The following is a 14,590-nucleotide window of genomic DNA, read 5'->3' on the forward strand; positions in this document are numbered from 1 at the left end:
GCTAGATGAGCATGACGGACGTTATGTTTTGTGCTCCCTATTCAGTCAATATTGACTTTACCATCTCTTGCACCTCAGGCTTTTCAAAGTCTTCTTCAACCTGAATGTGGGGCATGAGTCGGGCCATAATGGCATCTTGCTTCTGGCCGGCGGCCCAGGCTTCGGCGTAGGGCGTGTCGGGCGAGAACGTGACGCGCGAGTACAGCGGCAGCCACTTAGCGGGGTATTGGGCCGCGATTTTGGCCTCAATGCGCTTTTGGAGCAGGAAGCGCGGGTCGGCCACGCGGTCGCGCATTTCCACGAAGTTGTAGAGCGCGAGCTCGGCCATGGCGTCGGTATTGGGCTTGCGCAGGCGTTCAAACTCGTCCATAACGCGGCCCCAATCGCCTTCGCCTAGGTCGTCGAGCAGACGGTCGAGCACGGTGCAGTCCTCGAAGCCCGCGTTCATGCCCTGGCCGTAGAAGGGCACGATGGCGTGGGCCGCGTCGCCGAGCAGCAGCACCGAATCCTGGTAGCTCCAGGGCCAGCACCGGATGGTGACGAGCGAGCCCGTGGGGTGGTTAAAGAACTCGGTATCAAGCTCCGGCATCAGCGGCACCACGTCGGGAAACACATCGCCGAAAAACTTCTCGACCTCCTCGGGCGTGCGCAGGCTGTCAAACGACAGCGACCCCTCATAGGGAAAGAACAGCGTGGCATTAAAGGAACCGTCGAGGTTGGGCAGCGCAATCATCAAATAATTGCCCCTAGGCCAGATGTGCAGCGCGTTTTTCTCCAACTGCCAGGTGCCATTGGGGCCCGCCGCAATGGTCAATTCCTTGTAGCCGTACTCTAGGTACTGCTGCGAGTAGTCGGCGCGGTCGAGGCGCTGCATGGCGCCGCGCACCGCCGACCACGCGCCGTCCACGCCAAACAAGCGTTGGTAGGGCACGTCGTACTCGCGGCCGCTGGCCACGTCGCGCAGGTGCAGGCGGCGGGCGGGCAGGTCGAGCTGCGTCAGCTTCTGGCCAAAGGTGATTTCCATGTCGGGCTTAGCCTCCACTAGGTCAAGCAGCGTGCGGTTGAGGCTATCGCGGCTCACCGAGAAGATGGCCTGGCCCTCCTGCCCGTAGGGCTGGTAGGTGAGCTGGCCGCGCTGGTCGTGCATCACGCGGCGGTACATGGGGATGCCCACCTTACGAATATCGTCGGTGACGCCCACGCCCGCCAGCCCGCGCCAGCCGCGGTCGGAGAGCGCCAGGTTAATGGAGCGGGCCTCGCGTAGGCCGGCCTTGCGCGGGTCGGGCAGGCGCTCGTAGAGGTGCACCGGGTGGCCGCGCCGCGTGAGGTACAGCGCCAGCAGCGTGCCCACCAGGCCCGCGCCCATGATAACCAGCGGCTCGGTGGCGGCGGGGGCCGCAGCGGTGGGAGTAAGCGAAGTAGGAGAATCCATGCAATGAAGGTAGCAGCGTAATCGGCGGCCCGGCGGGGCGCTATTTCAGGCTGGCTAGCGGGTAAATAAAGGCTAGTGAACTCGTGTTCTTGTCCTTCGAGAGAAAACCGGGCTTGAACGTGGCCTGGGCGTTTACTACCTGATAATCACCTGGTTTTTTTAGGTCGGCTACCAGCAGGCGAGCCAGCTTGCGCATCTGCTGCTTCAGGGTATCGGGGTGCTGCTCGGGCGAGTTTAAGGGGTTGATAACTTCGAGGCTGAGCACGGCCGGCCCGGTGCCGCCCGCGGTGGCCGACACCTTCACCTGCTCAGCTTGCAGCAGCTCTACCTGCCGCTGGAGGGCCGCGTCGTGCTGATGCCGGATGGCCACGTCGGACGCTATATCTACTTGCTTGCCGCAGCCCGCCACCACGCCACCCAGCAGCAATAGCCAAAGTTTTGATGCTTTCATACTACTTAAAACCAATTACTTGCCAGCACCATCAACTGCTCCAGCGCCGCTTGGTCGTCGTGGTCGAAGTCGTTGAGCTGGTCGCTGTCTACGTCGAGCACGGCCACCACGGCGCCGTTTTTGAGCACGGGCACCACGATTTCCGACTTCGAGTCGGAGCTGCACGCGATGTGACCCGGAAACTCCTCCACGTCGGGCACCAGCACCGTGCGGGCCTCGGCCCAGCTGGCGCCGCACACCCCGCGCCCCTTGCGGATGCGGGTGCAGGCAATCGGCCCCTGAAACGGCCCCAGCACCAGCTCGTCGCCCTTCACCAGGTAAAAGCCCACCCAAAAGAACCCGAACGCCTGCCGCAGCGCGGCGGCCGTGTTGGCGAGGTTGGCCGTAAGGTCGGGTTCGGCGCCGGTCAGCGCCTCGATTTGGGGCAGCAGCTCGGCGTAGCGGGCAGCTTTAGTATCGGCGGTAATAAAGAGATTTTCGGCCATTAGAATAGGTAGCGTAATTTAGGTTTTACGCAAAAAGCGTTTGTCATTGCGAGCGCAGCGAAGCAATCGCATCAGGACGAGCCGCTCGGGTATGATTGCTTCGCTGCGCGCGCAATGACAAACGGTTCGGGTAATCACTAAGCCAGCGGCAGCGCGGCGCTACCGTCGTTCTCAAACCAGAACAACTTATCGGGCCCGACGTTTTCGACCGAGCGCCAGTTGCGCAGGCCCACGCGGGGGGCGGCAATGCCGCGCTCGAGGCGCCTAGGGCTGCGGAAGACGCGCATCTCATCCCACAAGTTGCTGGCTAGCAAGGTGCCGATGACGGTAGGGCCACCTTCTACCAGCACCGAATCGAGGCCGCGGGCGCGCAGGTCGGCCAGCACGGCGGGCAGCACATCGGGCGCGGCGGCAATGTCGGTGGGCAGGGTGATGAAGTCGAGATTGGGCCGCGCCTCGCAGTGCCGGTGCGTGTACACCAGCGTGGGCTGGGTGCCGTCGAAGAGGTGGTGGGCGGGCGGTAGGCTTAGGTTTTTGTCGAGCGTGATGCGGGTTGGCTGCGGGCCGGGCCAGTCGCGGGCGTTGAGGCGAGGGTTGTCGTGCAGCGCGGTGCGCGTACCGACCAGAATACTAGCCTCTTCAGTGCGCCACTTGTGGGTGAGCAGGCCCGCCTGCGGCCCGCTTATCTGCACCGCCTGAAAGTGCGGCCCGGCCAAAAACCCGTCGGCCGACTCGGCCCACTTGAGCACCACGTAGGGCCGCTTTTTTTCCTGCATCGTGAAGAAGCGGCGGTTGAGCTGGCGGCCTTCGGCGGCGAGCAGGCCAGTGCTGACTTGGATGCCGGCGGCGCGCAGCCGGGCCAGGCCCTGCCCGCCCACGAGCGGGTTGGGGTCGTCGTTGCACACGATGACTTCCGGCACGCCGCGGGCGATGAGCAAGTCGGCGCAGGGTGGCGTTTTGCCGTGGTGCGCGCAGGGCTCCAGGGTCACGAAAACGCGACTCTGGCGCAGCAGGTCCTGGTTTTCGACGCTGGCCAGGGCGTTTACTTCGGCGTGCGGCCCACCGTACTGCTGGTGGTAGCCTTCGCCGATAATGGTGCCGCCGGGCCCTACCACCACGCAGCCCACCATCGGGTTGGGGCGGGCGGTGCCCTGCCCTAGGGCGGCCAGGTCGAGGGCGCGGCGCATGAATAGCTCGTCGTGCATAACAAGGGTAAAAGTAGCGGCAGTAGCCCGCAAAACCCGCCCTAAAATTACGGCCCACGCCCGCCGTAATTTTGCGCCGATGACCACCGCCGCGTTTACCGCCCACCTCACCGACGCTCTGCTGGCCCCCTACCCCGGCCCCGAAGCCGCCGCCGTGGCCGCCCTCATAACAGAGCACCTGCTGGTCCTGAGTCCCTTGCAGCGCCGGATGCAGGCCGCTGCGCCCGTGCCCGCCGAGGTCGCGGCCCAGCTGCCCACGTTGGTAGCCCGCCTGCTGGCCCACGAGCCGGTGCAGTACGTGCTGGGCACGGCGCACTTCGCGGGCATGGACCTGGAGGTGACGCCCGCCACCCTCATCCCGCGCCCCGAAACCGAGGAGCTAGCCCAGCTCATTGCCCAGGAGCAGGCCGGGCGCACCGGCCTCACGGTGCTCGACGTGGGCACCGGCTCGGGCTGCCTGGCGCTAGCCGTGGCCCAGGCGCTACGGCCGGCCCGCACGGTAGCCGTCGATATTTCGGCCGAAGCGCTGGTGGTGGCCCGGCGCAATGCCGCCCGCTACGCGCCGGCGGTGGAGCTTCAGCAGCTTGATATTCTGCAAGCTAGCCCGGCCGGCTTGACCCCGGGCACCCTGGACGTGCTGGTGAGCAACCCGCCCTACGTGCGCGACAGCGAGCGAGCCCAAATGCGCGACAACGTGCTGAGCTGGGAGCCCGGCACCGCCCTCTTCGTGCCTGATACTAACCCGCTCATTTTTTACAAGCGGCTGGCCGAGCTGGCGACCACGCTATTGCGGCCCGGCGGCGGCGTGTATTTAGAAATAAACGAAGCCCTAGGTGCCGAAACAGCCGCGCTGTTTCCGGCTTCTGAGTTTGACGACGTGCGGGTAGTGGATGACTTTTTTGGGCGGGCACGGTTCGTGCGGGCTACCAGAAAGTAGTTTCCCGCAGAGTTTCGGGGGGTTAGACGCAGGGTTCCGCAGAGTTCTTCCAAGAGAAAACCTTGCGAAACTCTGCGCCTAACCCTGCGAAACCCTGCAGGAAACTCACTTCAAAACGCTAGAGCCGTTTCAACCCGGCCAGCGCCTGCGCGTCGCCGGGGCGGATAAGTAATACCTTATTATACAACGCCCTGGCCTCGATTTTCTTACCTAGACTGAGGTAGGCAAAAGCCAGCGAGAGATTGGTATCGTAATCGAACGGATAGAGGTTGACAACTTTCTCAAAAAAGCGAGCAGCTTTATCAAACTGCTTGCGATTCAAGTAGATGACACCCGCCCAGTAGTTAGCCTGGGTGTTCTGAGGGTCCACTTGCAAAATGGCCGTGTAGAGGCCCAGCATGCGCTCTACCTGACCTAGGGCGTTGAGGGGTTTGATGAGGCCAAACTTAGGCTCGATGGCGTAGGGCCGCTGGTCGATGGCCTTCTGATAATAAGCCGCCGCAGTGGTGTAGTTTTTGGCCAGAAAATACAGCCAGCCCAACCGCAGATTCTGCTCGTAGAGGTTGGTGTAGCTACCGCGCAGCGCCCCGATGGCGTCGTCATAATTGCCCTTGGCCTCGGCGGCGTAGCTCGCCGCAAAGGCTGCCGGCAACCCTTCCTGCGCCCGCGCGCTGGCTGGCCCTAGCAGCAATAATGCGGTAGCAAAAACAACGGGCTTTACCAAATCCATGCAAGGGCGGCGGAGAAAGAGGAGAGCGAGTAACTTTTGTTAATCAGCGTAATGCGGCGCTGCTCGGCCCCGTACACCAGGCGCAGCCGCAGCCGTCGGGCCCCCAAGATAAGCAGGCTGGCGGCGGCGCGGCGGCCCAGCGGGTCGAGCAGATTGTAGACGTAGGTGCCGTCGGCCTCGGCCAGCACGGGCACGGCGCCCGCGCTGCCCCAGGCCTCGGCCCACAGCCAGGGCCGCAGCCGCCCGCCCGCCCCAAGCAGGGCGTTGGGGTAGGTGCGGCCCACCGAGCGCACCAGGCTGCCGCGCCCAAAGCCGTAGAGGCGCAGGTTGCCGAGCGGGTACACCGTCAGGCGCAGGTCGGCCTGCACGCGGGCCGTGTCCGTGACCATGCCCGCGTACAGGCCGGCCTGGGCGGTCCACACCGGCCGGGCGTAGGCCAGGGCCAGGTACCCTAGGTGGTTGCTGCCCAAGTCGCGGGTGATGAAGTCGTAGCCCGCCTTGGCCTGCCAGCGCGGGGCCAGCTGCCCCACTAGCAGGGCGTGGTACTGGTTTTGGCTGATGCGATGCTCTTCGATGCCGCCGGGAAAGCCATATCGAGGCAGCTCTACGCTTTGGTGGTAGTAACTAAAATCCTGGGTTAAGCTGAGGCGCGGACTGAGGCGGCTGCCCACGCTCAGCCGGCCGTAGGTGCCCGCGCCGCGGCGGCGCTCGCTGGTTTGCAGGGTGCTGATTTCTACCTCCAGCTCTGTTAGGGCGCGGGGCCGGGGCAGGCCGAGGGCGCGGCTGGTTTCGGCGGGAAGGGTACCGGCCAGGAGCGCGGCCGGGCCGGGCTGGTTGAAGGCGAGATAGGTGGCGGCCAGGCCGGCACGCGCCTCATCGTCGAGCGGATTTTGATGCAAAGCGGGGCCGTAGTAGCGCAGCGCCGCCGCTAGATGGCTGGTGGCCAACGCGCCCGCTCCTAGGCGGCGGCGTAGCGCGGGGTAGTCGCTGCCTTGCGCAATGGCCGCCCGGCCCACCGAGTCGAGTGCCCGCCAGCGCTGCTGCTCCAGCAAGGCTTGGTTGAGGCTATCTACATATTGATAATCAAGCAGCTGCTGCGCACAAGTGCGGCCAGCACCCGCAACTAGTAGCCACCCCAGCAGCGCTAGCCGCCACGCCCAAGACCACCCTAGGTAGCGGATGAAAGGGGCGCTGCTCATATAGCCGCCGCAAAGGTGAGGTGCAGCGCCGCCGGCCCCTGGCCGACGGTGAGCGCCGTCAGGGCGCCCTCACTGACCGTGAGCGTAGCTTCCTGCACGAACCGGCGGCGCCCCCAATAAGCCACGACTACCCGGCTGCGCAAGGGCAGCGGCCGGCCCGCTAAGCCCGGTAGGGTAGCGGGCCGGCTCAACTCAAACGTGGGCCGCACGAACCGGTAAAACGGGGCCACTAGGTCTTGCAACCAGCCTAGCCAAAGGCTGCGCACTACCGTAAGCGGCAGCGGCACGGCGCGCAGCGGCGCCTCTACTAGCGGCACCCAATAAGCGGCCAAGTAAAATTTATAGAGCCAAGCCTGCCTAGGTCCGTAGTACGCCGTGAAGCGGAACAAGCCTTCATCTTGCTCAAAATATGCCACAGCGCCCGTTTGGTGGCAGCGCAGGTAACGGGCGTTGTAGGCGTCGGTGAATACTTCCCACTGCTGCGGCGGGGCCGTAGGCGCGGCAGCCAACTGCACGGCCAGCCGGTAGCCGGGCGGCAGGTGCAGCGCCTGGCTCAGCTGCGGCTGGGCCGGTGGCGTCCGCACTACGCTACCTAGCTGCGGCACCGCTCCGTAATACAGCTGCTCGGTACCCAGCGGCTGGCACGGGCAGGGCGCTAAAGATTCCAAAAAATGAGCCAGCGGGTACGCCAGCGTAGGTGAGCCAATGGCCGGCGTGGCCTGCACCTGAAAGTGTAGGTGCGGCTCGGGCGAGCGGCCCGAACTGCCGCAGGCGGCTAGCACGTCGCCGCGCCGCACGGCGTCGCCGGGACGCACCCGCGCTGAGTGCGCCCGCAGGTGCGACAGCTGCGAATACACGCCCGGCGCGTGGCGCAGCACAATGGTATTGCCCCAGTTTTGGCGCGTATTCACTTCGCCAATCGCATTATCTTCCACGTGCTGCACTACTTCCTCCACCACGCCATCGGCCGGGGCCAGCACGGGCTTGTTGTAGCAGTAGTAGTCGCTGAGGGCCTGGCCCGCGCCGTGGTAGGTGCGGCCATCGGCATCAGTAATGGCGAAATCGAGCGCCTGCCCCCACGCGCCTTGGTGCGTGGGGCCGCCATCGGTGTAACCCTGGGTGCAGCGCCAGGCACCTAGGAAGGGCAGCGCCAGCGGCACGTAGCCAAGGCCGGCCGAAGCGCCGGGTGGCTGGGCCAGTTGCGCGTAGAGGTTGGCCTCGGGCGAGTAGCGCTGCATGGGCACCAGCACCAGCCAGCGGCCCGGCGTTTCGCGCAGTAGCAGCACGTATAAAAACAGCAGCGACGTCAAGCAAAACGGTAGCGACAGCGCCGGCAGCCCGGCCTTGGCCAGCAGCGGCGCCAGCCCGCCCAGCAGCACCGCCGTCACGGGCAGGCTCAGCAGGGCCCAGCCGTAGCTGGCCAGCGAGGGCACGACGAACACGCCGCCCACTGCTACGGCCGCCACTATATAGTTGGCGCCCAGGTTATACGCCTCCGGAGTGCTTGCCGCGCCACCTAGGGCATGGATAACCTCAACCCCAATAAAGGCCAGCACCGACAGCGAAAACGCGATGCGCGACTGCCACAGCAGCCCCGCCGCCACCAGCAGCCCGGCCCAGGCGCTGTCTTGCAGCAGCACCGCGCTCAGGGCGCGCAGGTAGGTGGCCAGCAGCGGCGGCCAGGGGTAATCGCCTGCCCAGCTGGCCAGCGCCACCAGCCGCGGGCCGCCCACGGCGTACAGGTCGTTGAGCCAGTACGCGCCTGGCTCGGCCGGCGCCAGGGCGGGCCAGCTGCCGGCACCTAGGAGCAACAACCACATTACCAGCACAAAAGGCAACGACAGAAACGGCAGTCCGCGCCCGCCCAGCCAGCCGCCCAGCGCCACACTTAGCAGTAGCGCCAGCCCGGCGCCCACCACCACCAGCGCCCCGAGGGCCCAACCCGGCGCAAGAAATAGCGGTAGCGCCAGCCCCACCAGCAGCGCATTGAAGCTGTAGGCCCCTAGGTCGGTGTAGTCGCGCCGGAAGCCACCCAGCCGCGCCCCGGCCACCGCCAGCGCCGCCGCCCCCAACCCCGCCGCTCCCGCCCACGGCCGCCCGAAGCTGGCCACCACCAACAGCGCCGCCAGCCCCCGGTGCTGGGAGAAGAACAGCATGCTGTAGCTGTGCAGAATAGCGCGGAAGTAGGCGGGCATTTTTTTGGACGAAACAGAAAAAACGTCTGTCATTGCGAGGAGGCACGACGAAGCAATCGCACCCAAACGGTAGTTGAACGGCTCACGAACGGCTCGTCCTGATGCGATTGCTTCGTCGTGCCTCCTCGCAAGGACAGACGGGATTAGTATGCCAATTACCCATTGTGCTCCGTACTTAAGTGCCCCGGCACCCGCTCCAATTGCTGCACGTATTCTAGCGTTTCGGCCTCGCGAATGACGTGCGCTTGGCCTTGTAAATCAAGCAGTACTACGTTAGGACGCAGGGTGATAAACTGCTGCCACTGGCTCAGGTTGTAGGCGCCCACGCGATGCACCACTACCTGGTCGCCGGCGGCCAGCAGCGGCAGCACGATGCTCTCGCGCACCACGTCGATGTTCATGCACAGCGGGCCGTAGAGCACCGTGGGCTCAGTTTGCTCCGAGAAATTGCCCACGGGGCTGATGTGATGGTCGTACCAATAGGAGGTGAACAGCAGGTTCACCCCAAAGTCGAGCACCGTGGCGCGGCGGCCGTCGGGCAGGCGCTTGGTGGCCAGCACAGTACCTAGCAAGTAGCCCGCCTCATCGACCAGCGCCCGGCCGGCCTCCAGCACCAGCAGCGGCAGCGCCTCGGGCCGGAAACCCGCGCCGAGCAGCGCCTCGCTCACAGCCGCGGCGTACTCGTCGAGGTCGGGCACCGCGTCGGGACCGGGCAAGAAGCTGCCTTTTAAGGTATTGGCTGAGGGAAAGCCGCCGCCTAGGTCGAGGTAGCGCACCGGCAGGCGCAGCTCGTGCTGGCAGCGCAGGGCCAGCGCCGCCAGCTTGGTAGCCGCCACGCCGTAGGCGGCGGGCTGCATAATGAAGGTGCCTAGGTGGCAATGTAGACCCACCAATTCGAGGCGGCCGGCGGCCGCGGCTACTTGGCCGAGAGCCTGCCAGGCCTGGCCGTTTTCGAGGTTAAAGCCGAAGCGGTCCCACTGCGGGTAGAGGCCCGCGTCGAGATTCACGCGGATGGCCACCCTAGGGCGCTGCGGCCGGCCGGCGGTCACACCCAGCAGCAGGTGCAGCTCGTCAAAATTATCGAGGTGAACGACGGCATCAATTTCGGCGGCGCGTAGCAAGTCGGCGCGGCTCTTGCCGGGGCCGTTGAAGAGAATCTGGGGGCCGGGCACGCCGTTGCGCAGCGCTTTTTCGAGCTCCATGCCGCTCACTACTTCGGCCCAGGCGCCTTCCTGGTGGAAGACGCGGCACACCGCATTGAGGTAGTTGGTTTTGTACGACCACGCCAGCTGCACCTGCGGGTAGCGGGTGCTGAAGGCCCGCGCCACGGCCTGGTAGCTGCGGCGCAACTGCCGCTCGCTCAGCACAAACAGCGGCGAGCCGAACCGCGCCAGCAGCTCGGGCACGGGCACACCTTCCAGCTCAGCCACCGGCCGGGCACTGGCGCGCGGGCCCACTTTGGAGAGCGGACCGACCGTGAGTTTGCGCAGCGTGGGGCGTTCGTAGGGGAGCTTCATAAGGATAGGCAGGCAGGTATACAGGCTAAAAACACGCCTGTCATGCTGAGCGCAGCGCAGCGGAGTCGAAGCATCTCTACCGCTTCGTTGCTACCGTCAGGAGTTAGTTTACCTGCCAAGATGCTTCGACTCCGCTGCGCTACGCTCAGCATGACGACTGTGTTTGAATAGTATCTCATAATTCCCCCAGCCCCGCTATTTGCTGAAAATCACTGTAATCGGCCACCAAATCCCAGGCGCAGCGCATGAACATCTTGCCTATCGCTACCTCATCAAATGGGGGCACGGGCTCGCCCAGCGCCAAGTGCAGCAAGGCGGCGGGCTGGTTGTGGCCGGCGGCGGCGGTGAGGTACACCCACGCCGGAAACCTAGGGTTGATTTCGAGGATAAACAGCTCGCCGGCCGCCGTGCGCAGCAGCTCTAGCTCGAAACTGCCGCGCCACTGGCTGACGCGGGCAAACTGGTGGGCCAGCTCGGTCAGACTGTCATCCTCAATCGTGATGCCGGCCCAGGCCTTGCCTTTGTCGGTGATGGTGAGCTTGCGCATGGCCACGGCGCTAAGGCAGTGGCCGCGGCCATCGGCCAGACCGGCTACGTTTAGCTCTTGCCCGGTCACGAAGCGCTGGGCCAGCAGCGGCAGGCCCCAGCGCGCTTGCAGCTGGGCAAAAGCCGCTTCGGCCTGGGCCAGCGTGTGCACCACCTGGGCCTCGTACCAGCGGCCTTTCAGCACCAGCGGCCACCCTAGAACGGTGGCGGCCGCGACCAGGCCACCTAGGTGGTGCACCGCCTGCGTGGTGGGCACCGGCAGGCCGTGGGCTTCGCCGAAGGCGCTCAGATTCAGCTTATCGCGGGCATCGAGTTGGGGCAGCGTGGGCACCAGCAGCCGAATACCTAGGTTGCGCAACTGGGGTTCGAGGCGGCTAAAGAGCGGTAGCTCGGCATCAAAATTGGGGATAATGACATCGAGCTCTTCCTGGGTTTGGATGTAAGTAAGGCGCTCGAGCAGCGCGGCCGAGCCAGCGGCGGGGTAGGGCAGCTGGTAGGTTTTCTGGAATAAATCGCGCAAATAAATGCCCGGCTCTAGCGCCTCGTAGCTCAGCCCGATGAGGCGCACCTCGTAGTCGGGGCTTTCGAGCAGGGCGCGGGCCACGGCTACGCCCGCGCCGGGGCTGTCGGTGGCGTTGAGGCCGGTGAGGGCCACGGTGAGTGGGCGGCGGATTGGGGCGGGCGCGGGGGCAGACATTAGACGGCTTCCTCCAGCAGCTGGTAGTGGGCGAGCTGGGTTAGCAGGTCGTCGAAGTCGCGCTGCAACTGGCTGGCCGACACCTCGTAGCGGTCGAGCAAATCGGCTTGGATGGCCGCCACGGCGTGCCCGGCTTTGAGCTGCGCAATGATTTCCGCCGCCAGCGGGTTGGCCGCAAACGAGTCGCCGGTGGCGGGGTTGAAGACGAAGCCGGCCTCGCTGGTCGCAATATTTTTCTTGAGCTTCATGGGGCAGCAAAGAGAGGCACAAAGATGCGGCACTGATGCGCGTGGCGCCACCAACGGGCGTGGCGGGCACCTAAGGCAGCCGCCCAGGCCAGCGGCCGCTTACCCTCCTCCAAATTTGCTACCTACCCGCGGTGCTTGCGCGCCTCAATCGCCGGGAGTGCCGCGGGCGTCGCCCGGTGCCGGGGTGGGGCCGACCAGTGCCGGCAACTAGCGCTCTAGGTGCGCCGGGCGGCAAACTAGCGGCACTGGCCGATTGGCTAGGGCCGTCGGGGTGAGGGTAGCTGTAGCTTGCGTTGCTTTTCAGAACCAGCCTTTTCCGTGCCTCAGTCTCTTCTCCGGTCGGCCTCCACGCTACTGCTCCACGCCCTGGTTTGGGGCCTGGTGGCGGTGCTGCTCATCGCGCAGCAGCCCGATTATCCCGGCCCCAAGCCCCCCGAGTTTTGGCTGACGCAGGCCACGGTATTTGGCTTGCTGGTGGGCTTGTTTTATTTGAATGTGGGCTGGGCGGCCCCGCGCCTACTGCACCGGCGGCAGCTGCCCGCCTACGCGGCCGTGAATACCGTGGCCGTGCTGCTGGTACTGTGGATGCACCAGCAGGTAGAAACCCGCCTGCACGTGCCCGAACTGATAGCCCGCGGCCGCGAGGCCGTGATGAACCCGCCCAACGCGTGGTCGTCGCCGCGCCCGCACCTGCTGCTGACGCCCGAGGAAGAAAGCGGCGGCTTGTTTGACACCGGCACGCTGCTGCTCACGCTCATGGTCCTGGGTCTCGCTACCAGCCTCGCCGCTACGCAGCGCGGTCAGCGCGACGCCGAGCGCCACCTAGAGCTAGAGCGCCGCCAGGTAGCCACCGAGCTGAGTTTGCTCAAGGCCCAGATTAACCCGCATTTCTTCTTCAACACGCTCAATAACATCTACGCGCTCACCCTCATCGACGGCGAACAGGCGCGGGCGGCCCTGCACCGCCTCTCGCGCATGATGCGCTACGTGCTCTACGAAACGCCCGCCGGCCACACCCGCTTGAGCCAGGAAATCAGCTTCTTACGCGACTACATCGAGCTCATGCACCTGCGCCTCACCGACCAAGTGGAGGTGATATTTGAAACGCCCACCGACCCCGCCGCGCCCGACCCCTACATCGCGCCCATGTTGTTTCAGCCCTACGTCGAGAATGCCTTCAAGCACGGCGTGAGCGCCACCGAGCCCAGCCGCATCACCATTGCGCTGCGCCAGACGGCCGGCCAGCAGGTCGAGATGTGCGTGCGCAACACCTTGTTTGCTAACCGCCCCGCCGACCCCGACGAGCCCGGCGGCATCGGGCTGGCCAATACCCAGCGTCGCCTCGACCTACTGTATCCCGGCCGCCACCAGCTCCGCACCACCGCTCCCACCGCCAACCACGAATACGAAGTATGTCTCAGCCTCCTGCTGCCGTAGCGGCCCCCATTTCCTGCATCGCCGTCGATGATGAGCCCCTGGCCCTAGGTCTGGTTTGCGCCTTTATCGAGCAAACGCCCTTCCTGAAGCTCGTGGGGCGCTATTCCAGCGCCGTGGCGGCCTTGCGCGCCCTGCACGAGCAACCCGAGGTCCAGCTGCTGTTTCTCGACATTAAGATGCCCGACCTCAGCGGCCTAGAGCTGGCGCGGGTGCTGCAAGGCGGCGGCCAGCGCGTCATTTTCACCACGGCCTTCAACCAATACGCCCTCGAAGGCTTCCGAGTCGATGCGCTAGATTATTTGCTGAAGCCCTTCAACTACGAAGAGTTTTTGCGGGCCGCGCTCAAGGCCCGCACCTACTTCGAGCTGAAAAACCCCGTGGCCGCGGCACCCGCCCCGAGCGCCCCCACTGCGCCGCCCGACGACCACATTTACCTCAAGGTCGAGTACCAGCTGGTGCGCGTCGCGCTCAGCGATATTCTCTACGTGGAGGGCCTAAAGGACTACGTGAAGGTGCACCTCACCAGCGCCACCCGGCCGCTGCTCTCACTCACCAGCCTACGCAGTATGGAGGAAAAGCTGCCCGCTGGCAAGTTTATGCGCATCCACCGCTCCTACATTGTAGGGCTCGACCACGTGGCCGCCGTGGGCCGCGGCACGCTGCAAGTGCGCACCGAAACCCTACCCGTAAGCGACGGCTACCGCGAAGCCGTGGATGCTTTTTTTGCCCGTTGGAAGTAGTGGCCGGCTAGTCTGTGCACTCATTAATTATATATTTATTATTTCTGTTAGTCACGGGGTTGCACTATCTATAGACCAGCTTCAAAAGTGCGCTAAGTAGCTGATTTTCTTCGTAGCTTGGGGCTACACATATGGCTTAGCTCCCCGGCATGAACTTCTTCCAGAAACTATTCGCCCGCCCGGCAGCGAAGCCGGCCTCCCCACCCGCGCTCCCTACCCCCGCGCCCAACTGGCTGGAAATCGAAGGCCAGTTTGTGGACCTGAACACTCTCACGGCCCCGCAGCTAGCCGAGCTAGAAGCCCGCTTGCTGGCGCGCCGTCAGCAGCGCGGCGCGGCGCTCAACACCTACGTGCACACGCTGGCCGCCGAGCGCGAGCGCCTGCTAGAAAACCGCGACGCTCACCTGTGGGTGCTCACGCTCCAGCTCATGTTTGGCGAGGTCCTAGGGCGGCGCGTGGCCATCCAGGATATCGGCCCGGGCATGCAATTGCAACACTTAGTATTGAGCTTTGGGCAGCCCGACCAGGTAGAAGCTATCAGCGGCGGCCTGGCCCTGCTCTACGGCCGCCCGCCCACCGTGAGCTACTTCGAGCTAGACGGTGCTACCATCGTCAAGGCCATGATTGGGCTGCGGCCGGCCCTGCCCTTTGGCGCGGTAGCTGAATAGCTTGCTTCTCCCCGCACCACCGCTTGCCCATCGCCAGCAGCCAAATGGGCACCTAGGCAACTGGTAGTACTCTAGCGCAGTTTCGGAGCCAGCATATTTATAA

The 14,590-nt window shown here is 64.9% G+C and carries 14 protein-coding genes; 4 read left to right on the forward strand and 10 right to left on the reverse strand.

Annotation, left to right across the window (positions count from 1 at the left end; translation table 11 throughout):
- Nucleotides 1-37 precede the first annotated feature (37 nt).
- The 4 genes from ACFSDX_RS16195 to ribD form a co-directional block, all read right to left on the reverse strand.
- The gene (locus tag ACFSDX_RS16195) at nt 38-1,432 is read right to left on the reverse strand and encodes an FAD-dependent oxidoreductase (RefSeq protein WP_382315356.1); all 1,395 of its coding nucleotides are present in this window, start codon (nt 1,430-1,432) and stop codon (nt 38-40) included.
- A gap of 40 nt (nt 1,433-1,472) precedes the next feature.
- Nucleotides 1,473-1,883, reverse strand: a complete 411-nt coding sequence (locus ACFSDX_RS16200) for a hypothetical protein (RefSeq protein ID WP_382315358.1) — start codon at nt 1,881-1,883, stop codon at nt 1,473-1,475.
- A 5-nt stretch (nt 1,884-1,888) separates the two neighbouring features.
- Nucleotides 1,889-2,368: a GAF domain-containing protein gene (locus ACFSDX_RS16205; RefSeq protein WP_382315360.1), complete on the reverse strand. Its 480-nt coding sequence runs from the start codon at nt 2,366-2,368 to the stop codon at nt 1,889-1,891.
- Between the two features lie 137 nt (nt 2,369-2,505).
- Nucleotides 2,506-3,573: a bifunctional diaminohydroxyphosphoribosylaminopyrimidine deaminase/5-amino-6-(5-phosphoribosylamino)uracil reductase RibD gene (gene ribD / locus ACFSDX_RS16210; RefSeq protein WP_382315362.1), complete on the reverse strand. Its 1,068-nt coding sequence runs from the start codon at nt 3,571-3,573 to the stop codon at nt 2,506-2,508.
- Nucleotides 3,574-3,652: 79 nt separating this feature from the next.
- Here ribD and prmC point away from each other — a divergent pair, with 79 nt between their 5' ends.
- Nucleotides 3,653-4,510, forward strand: a complete 858-nt coding sequence (prmC, locus tag ACFSDX_RS16215) for a peptide chain release factor N(5)-glutamine methyltransferase (RefSeq protein WP_382315364.1) — start codon at nt 3,653-3,655, stop codon at nt 4,508-4,510.
- 118 nt (nt 4,511-4,628) lie between these two features.
- Here prmC and ACFSDX_RS16220 read toward each other — a convergent pair whose 3' ends face one another.
- The 6 genes from ACFSDX_RS16220 to ACFSDX_RS16245 form a co-directional block, all read right to left on the reverse strand.
- On the reverse strand, nt 4,629-5,240 hold the full coding sequence (locus tag ACFSDX_RS16220) for a tetratricopeptide repeat protein (RefSeq protein ID WP_382315366.1): 612 nt from the start codon (nt 5,238-5,240) through the stop codon (nt 4,629-4,631).
- On the reverse strand, nt 5,228-6,439 hold the full coding sequence (locus ACFSDX_RS16225; RefSeq protein WP_382315368.1) for a hypothetical protein: 1,212 nt from the start codon (nt 6,437-6,439) through the stop codon (nt 5,228-5,230). The genes ACFSDX_RS16220 and ACFSDX_RS16225 overlap by 13 nt, the downstream gene beginning before the upstream one ends.
- Nucleotides 6,436-8,634 (reverse strand): urea transporter, encoded by a 2,199-nt coding sequence (locus tag ACFSDX_RS16230; protein WP_382315370.1) that lies wholly within the window; start codon nt 8,632-8,634, stop codon nt 6,436-6,438. Before ACFSDX_RS16230 ends, ACFSDX_RS16225 begins: the two co-directional genes overlap by 4 nt.
- 155 nt (nt 8,635-8,789) lie before the next feature.
- Nucleotides 8,790-10,151: a type III PLP-dependent enzyme domain-containing protein gene (locus ACFSDX_RS16235; RefSeq protein WP_382315372.1), complete on the reverse strand. Its 1,362-nt coding sequence runs from the start codon at nt 10,149-10,151 to the stop codon at nt 8,790-8,792.
- Nucleotides 10,152-10,326: 175 nt separating this feature from the next.
- Entirely contained in the window at nt 10,327-11,394 is a 1,068-nt protein-coding gene (locus ACFSDX_RS16240) for an ATP-grasp domain-containing protein (RefSeq protein WP_382315374.1), read from the reverse strand.
- On the reverse strand, nt 11,394-11,642 hold the full coding sequence (locus tag ACFSDX_RS16245; protein WP_382315376.1) for a PqqD family protein: 249 nt from the start codon (nt 11,640-11,642) through the stop codon (nt 11,394-11,396). The genes ACFSDX_RS16240 and ACFSDX_RS16245 overlap by 1 nt, the downstream gene beginning before the upstream one ends.
- Before the next feature lie 318 nt (nt 11,643-11,960).
- Here ACFSDX_RS16245 and ACFSDX_RS16250 point away from each other — a divergent pair, with 318 nt between their 5' ends.
- The 3 genes from ACFSDX_RS16250 (at nt 11,961) to ACFSDX_RS16260 (ending at nt 14,487) form a co-directional block, all read left to right on the forward strand.
- On the forward strand, nt 11,961-13,079 hold the full coding sequence (locus tag ACFSDX_RS16250) for a sensor histidine kinase (protein ID WP_382315378.1): 1,119 nt from the start codon (nt 11,961-11,963) through the stop codon (nt 13,077-13,079).
- A complete protein-coding gene (locus tag ACFSDX_RS16255; protein ID WP_382315380.1) occupies nt 13,055-13,819 on the forward strand; it encodes a LytR/AlgR family response regulator transcription factor in 765 nt (254 codons plus the stop codon). Before ACFSDX_RS16250 ends, ACFSDX_RS16255 begins: the two co-directional genes overlap by 25 nt.
- 149 nt (nt 13,820-13,968) lie before the next feature.
- Nucleotides 13,969-14,487: a hypothetical protein gene (locus ACFSDX_RS16260; RefSeq protein ID WP_382315382.1), complete on the forward strand. Its 519-nt coding sequence runs from the start codon at nt 13,969-13,971 to the stop codon at nt 14,485-14,487.
- Nucleotides 14,488-14,590: the final 103 nt, after the last annotated feature.

Origin of the sequence: Hymenobacter bucti (genome assembly GCF_042681145.1) — a bacterium.
Lineage (GTDB): Bacteria > Bacteroidota > Bacteroidia > Cytophagales > Hymenobacteraceae > Hymenobacter > Hymenobacter bucti.

Excerpts from the sequence above, each read along its gene's own strand:
- ACFSDX_RS16220 (WP_382315366.1), bottom strand. The coding sequence starts at position 5,240 with ATGGATTTGGTAAAGCCCGTTGTTTTTGCTACCGCATTATTGCTGCTA.
- ACFSDX_RS16195 (WP_382315356.1), bottom strand. The coding sequence starts at position 1,432 with ATGGATTCTCCTACTTCGCTTACTCCCACCGCTGCGGCCCCCGCCGCC.
- ACFSDX_RS16205 (WP_382315360.1), bottom strand. The coding sequence starts at position 2,368 with ATGGCCGAAAATCTCTTTATTACCGCCGATACTAAAGCTGCCCGCTAC.
- ACFSDX_RS16235 (WP_382315372.1), bottom strand. The coding sequence starts at position 10,151 with ATGAAGCTCCCCTACGAACGCCCCACGCTGCGCAAACTCACGGTCGGT.
- ACFSDX_RS16255 (WP_382315380.1), top strand. The coding sequence starts at position 13,055 with ATGTCTCAGCCTCCTGCTGCCGTAGCGGCCCCCATTTCCTGCATCGCC.
- ACFSDX_RS16240 (WP_382315374.1), bottom strand. The coding sequence starts at position 11,394 with ATGTCTGCCCCCGCGCCCGCCCCAATCCGCCGCCCACTCACCGTGGCC.
- ribD (WP_382315362.1), bottom strand. The coding sequence starts at position 3,573 with ATGCACGACGAGCTATTCATGCGCCGCGCCCTCGACCTGGCCGCCCTA.
- ACFSDX_RS16230 (WP_382315370.1), bottom strand. The coding sequence starts at position 8,634 with ATGCCCGCCTACTTCCGCGCTATTCTGCACAGCTACAGCATGCTGTTC.
- ACFSDX_RS16260 (WP_382315382.1), top strand. The coding sequence starts at position 13,969 with ATGAACTTCTTCCAGAAACTATTCGCCCGCCCGGCAGCGAAGCCGGCC.
- prmC (WP_382315364.1), top strand. The coding sequence starts at position 3,653 with ATGACCACCGCCGCGTTTACCGCCCACCTCACCGACGCTCTGCTGGCC.
- ACFSDX_RS16200 (WP_382315358.1), bottom strand. The coding sequence starts at position 1,883 with ATGAAAGCATCAAAACTTTGGCTATTGCTGCTGGGTGGCGTGGTGGCG.
- ACFSDX_RS16245 (WP_382315376.1), bottom strand. The coding sequence starts at position 11,642 with ATGAAGCTCAAGAAAAATATTGCGACCAGCGAGGCCGGCTTCGTCTTC.
- ACFSDX_RS16225 (WP_382315368.1), bottom strand. The coding sequence starts at position 6,439 with ATGAGCAGCGCCCCTTTCATCCGCTACCTAGGGTGGTCTTGGGCGTGG.